Consider the following 4527-nt stretch of genomic DNA (forward strand, 5'->3'; position numbering starts at 1 on the left):
ACATGCACCTCATCCAGATGCCACCGGGAACCCCGACGGGGTTCCCGGTGGCGCAATTCCTCAGTGAGGAGCGGAGCGAATTTGATGTTCCACTGGCGAAGGGTTTCGTGACTGACGTGGATTCCTCTTTCATGAAGAAGCTCTTGAACATCACGTTGGCTAAGCGGAAAGCGGTGGTACAGCCACAGGGCATACCCAATCACGCTCAGTGGGAAACGGTGTCGATAGGGTTTCCGGTCAGTCACAGCTCAGGAGCCTATCAGCGTTAACTTGCCAGAACCGTCACCAGGCATGAGGCCCGCGAAGGTCTGGAGGCCGGCGGTGGTGATGCTCCGCTCGCTGGTGTCGGGGAACCGGAGCCTGCGCGTCAGGGTTGGTGTGGAAGGTGGTGACGTCGACCACGTCGTCGAAGGTGCAGTGGGCGGCGGCCAGGACGGCTTTGAGATTGTCGAAGGCCAGGGCCACCTGTTTCTCGAAGTCGGGTTCTGGTGAGCCGTCTGCGTGGCTCCCCACCTGGCCGGACACGAACAGCAGGTCTCCGGAGCGGATGGCCGCCGAGTAGCAGTGGAGGTCGTACAGGCCGTGCCGTTGGGCAGGGAAAACAGCTTCAGGTCGGGTCATGGGTGGACTCCCTTGTGGCGGGCGGTATGCCCGTTGAGTGCGTGGCATCATGGTGGATGACGCTCACTGGGTTCAGTGAGCTGATGGGAGGAGCCGCCCAGTGCCACACGGTGGCCGGCTCACATACGCGCCGTATGTCAATGGCGACCTGTATTACAGGTCAACAGAGGTGATGGTCATCGCGAAACGACGAGCTCAAATGGTTGAATCCACCCGCGCCAGACTGATCGAAGGCGCGCGCAAGGCGTTCGCCGCCGAGGGATACGCTGCAGCGTCCATGGACGACCTGACAGCCAAAGTAGGCCTGACGCGGGGCGCCCTCTACCACCACTTCGGTGACAAGAAAGGCCTCCTCCAGGCCGTCATTGACCAGATGGACGCCGAAATGCTTGACCGCATGCGCCTGGCCCGCGAGCAGGCCGACAACGACTGGCTCGGCTTCCTGGCAGAGCACCTCGCCTACATCGAAATGGCCCTGGAACCGGAGATCCAGCGCGTCATGCTCCTGGACGGTCCAGCGGTCCTGGGCGACCCGTCGCAATGGCCCAACCAGACCGCCTGCCTGCGCCGAAGTGCCCAGATGCTCGAAGACCTGATCGCCACCGGAACCGTCCGCCCGGTTGATCCGGAAGCGGCCGCCCGGCTCCTGAACGGCGCCGCCCTCAGCGCCGCCCTCTGGATCGCGGCGTCCGAAGACCCGCACGCCGTTCTCGACAAAGCGCAGACGGCATTTCAACACCTTGCCAGCGGCCTGCTGCGTGAGCCGCCACAGCAGTAACGGGTGACGGTTCGCCAGATGGTGAACACCGAAGACCAGCGAAGCAGCTGTTGAACAGAGGCAACATCGGTGGCCTGGACGAGGAACGGCCCCCTGCGGATGTCGTCCTCACCACGCCGGTGAGCACCAGCATCGCCAGCAGCACGGGGACTTCCGTGTAGAGCATGGGATCTCCAGCGGCAGAGCCCAGGGCGATCACGATGGCAAGTTCCAGGGGGCTGAGCTGCGACAGGCCGCGCTTGCCGGTCATGCGCAGGAGGAACAGCAGCCAGAGGAACACCACGCCAGTCCGGAGCAGGATCTCGAGAAGCAGTGGCGCTGAAAAGGCCTCGCCGAACAGCACGCGCGTCCAGTCCAGCGGCTGGAAGCCAGGATCTCCTGGAACGCTCACCAGAGTCCCCGAGGAACCACGAAGGATTGACGAGGCAGGACTCCAGCCATCTCAGGACGATAGCAGTGCGCAACGGACCCGCTCCAGCGCGCCAACACTGGCTTCAGGCCTGCCCCAATGGCCCGAATGAAACGTGGGGACCTCGCACGTGGTGCTGAGCCTTGCTGACCCCACCAGTCTTACTGTAAGCACGAACGAGAACCTGTCACTGATAAACCCCAGCTCCACGCCCGTCACGGGGAACTGCCCGGCAGCCGCGAGCCTGCGGGCCCTGGCACTTTCGGGCAGCTGCAGGCTATGAACGGAGGCACGTCAGGGCAGACGAGACGCCTTCTGCACGGCTGAACTGCTTTCACGGACGCTCAACATGCAGTCCCCCTGACGCTCTGCGTCCTGGAGGGCTTCCCGGAATGGGAGGCTCAGGCGGTGAACCGTCAGGCTTCGTGCAGCACCGGGTGACGCATGGGGAAGGTCAGTTTGCTGTGTTTGGCCATGCGGATGACTCTGCCCGGCCGAACGAGGCCCTGTGCGTGCAGTCAGCGGAGCAGGGCTTGGGAATGCGTTACAAACCGTTCTCAGCAGGACTGTTCCGGCTCGGTGAAGGCCGCTCGGCCGTCACGACCGGTGTCGGCGCGTTTGTCCGTTTCTTCACCCAGAGCCGAGTGGTACAGGCGAACCCCGTTTTTGCCCTGTCGTTTGGCGCTGTACATCGCGATGTCCGCGTGTCTTTGCAGCGTGATCACGTCGGTGCCGTCATGCGGCGCCAGGGCGACGCCGATCGAGCCGGTGATGTGGAGGGTATGCCCGCCGGCCTGGACCGGACGCGCGAGTTGATTGAGGATCTTGTGTGCCACCCGGTGCGCGTCCGGTCCATCCCGGAGGTGGTGAAGGATGATGGTGAACTCGTCCCCTCCCATCCGGGCGACCAGGTCGCCAGCTCGGACCACCTGGCGCAGCCGCCGCGCCACTTCCTTGAGGAGGTCGTCCCCAACGTCGTGTCCCAGGGTGTCATTGACGTGCTTGAAGCGGTCAAGGTCAATGAACAGGATCGCGAAGGTGTGACCGGCAGGGTGCTGAAGCGCGCGTTCCACCTCCGCCTGGAAGTGGGCGCGGTTGGCGAGCCCGGTGAGGGCGTCATGCGTCGCCCGGTAGGCCAGTGCTTCCTGCGCCTCCTGCAGGGCCTGATTGGCCTGAGTCAGCTCCGTGCTTTTGCGGCGTTCGTCGTCGGCATCCCGGCGCAGCAGTTCCATCTGCATCTGGGCGCCGAGCACCTGCGCTTTGCGTTCCACCGCCTCGGCATGCATCACCTGACTGAGTGCCTGGTGGGCTTTCAGTGCTTCGTAGGCCTGCTGCCAGTCCTCACGTGCAGCGTGCAGTTCGCTCAGGGCGTGCAGGACCGTCCGTTGCTGCGGGCGGATGTTGTGCTGCTGGGCGTCACGAAGGGCGAGTTCGAGCTGGGCCTGGGCCGCGTCATGCTGCCCGAGCTGGGTCAGGGCCTGGCCATAGAGCTTGCGGACGTACACCAGATGCTCCCGGTCATCGACATCCTGCGCCAGCGGCAAGAGCGACTCGGCTTCGGTCACCACTTCACGGGTCCGGCCGGCGTCGATCAGGCAGGCCAGGATCCAGGTTCGCAGGGCCACCTCGTGCTGCCGGATGCCGAACGCCCGGACCCTGGGAAGGTGCTCCGTGACCAGTTGCATGGCCTCGTCCAGGCGCCCCAGATGGTAGTAGGCCCGGACGAGGTTGATCGTTCCTGCGGACGAGAACAGGGTCAGGTCTGCCAGCTCCGGGCGGCGGATCAGCGTCATCACCTCCTGGAACATGTCCAGGGCCAGCGGGTAGTCGCCGAGGTCCGCGTGGATGAGCCCCATGTTGCTCAGGGCACGCGCTCGTCCGGCGTGGTCGTGATTCCCGGCGAGGCTGAGGCTCTTCTGGTAGTGCTCCATGCCTTCGCCGTAATGGCCCAGGGCCACGGCGCACAGGCCCATGTTGTTGGTGACCCGGGCAGCGATCACCCTGTCCCGTGTCCGTTCTGCGAGGTCGTGAGCCTGTTGGAGGATGCCCAGCGCGGTGTCGTACTGGGAGCGGAAATAGTAGGTGGCGCCCAGGAGCGTCAAGGCGAGGGCTTCGCGTGACGGGTCTCCGAGGTGGGCGGCGAGGGACTGGGCTTCCCGCAGCAGCCTTTCAGCCTGTTCGGCGTCCGAGACGACAAGAGTTTCGGCCGTCTGGAGCAGGTCACGGAGCCGCTCGTCATGTGACGTGCCTGCTGGAGAATGAGGGGTTGCTTGGACGGCGGGCACAGGGGCAGCGTAGGGAGAGAGCTCTTACGAAAACCTTGAACGTCGAATCATTGAGATGAGGTCCGACCGGGTGGACTTGAGGTCCCTGTGGACGGAATGTCTGGCAGGTGGGGCCAGGGTGACCCCGCTGACCATCGGTCCGCAGGCCCGCGCCGTCCTCAGCGGAGATGTCAGCGAAGGAAAAGCCTGGAAACGCACCGTCACCTGGAACATCCGGCGCGGCCGCTGACCCTCCCACTGGGGGTGACCTGAGAATAGGAACAGCGGATTACCCTAGCAACCTGGATCACAACTCGATCTGTTCCAGGGGTTCTGGCAACTTAACTTCGCCGAGGTAAAACGACCCGAAGTGCAGCCTGAGTTTCAGGCTGCTTGTTGCAACGCTTCATGCCATACCCGCGTTGCGGAGGTCTGATTCACTCGTCTTTGACTGG

Annotated in this window: 3 protein-coding genes and 1 pseudogene; 1 reads left to right on the forward strand and 3 read right to left on the reverse strand. The window is 64.1% G+C overall.

The genetic code is table 11. The features are described from left to right. Both E5Z01_RS18965 and E5Z01_RS18970 read right to left on the reverse strand, forming a co-directional pair. Window positions 1-245: pseudogene (locus tag E5Z01_RS18965) on the reverse strand (IS6 family transposase); the annotation flags it as partial. Between the two features lie 37 nt (window positions 246-282). Next, on the reverse strand, window positions 283-621 hold the full coding sequence (locus E5Z01_RS18970) for a Rid family hydrolase (protein ID WP_135230803.1): 339 nt from the start codon (window positions 619-621) through the stop codon (window positions 283-285). Window positions 622-820: 199 nt separating this feature from the next. Between E5Z01_RS18970 and E5Z01_RS18975 the strand changes: the two genes are divergently transcribed. Next, on the forward strand, window positions 821-1399 hold the full coding sequence (locus E5Z01_RS18975; protein WP_135230804.1) for a TetR/AcrR family transcriptional regulator: 579 nt from the start codon (window positions 821-823) through the stop codon (window positions 1397-1399). Between the two features lie 966 nt (window positions 1400-2365). Here E5Z01_RS18975 and E5Z01_RS18985 read toward each other — a convergent pair. Next, the gene (locus E5Z01_RS18985) at window positions 2366-4093 is read right to left on the reverse strand and encodes a diguanylate cyclase domain-containing protein (protein ID WP_135230805.1); all 1728 of its coding nucleotides are present in this window, start codon (window positions 4091-4093) and stop codon (window positions 2366-2368) included. Window positions 4094-4527: the final 434 nt, after the last annotated feature.

This window comes from Deinococcus fonticola (genome assembly GCF_004634215.1).
GTDB lineage: Bacteria > Deinococcota > Deinococci > Deinococcales > Deinococcaceae > Deinococcus > Deinococcus fonticola.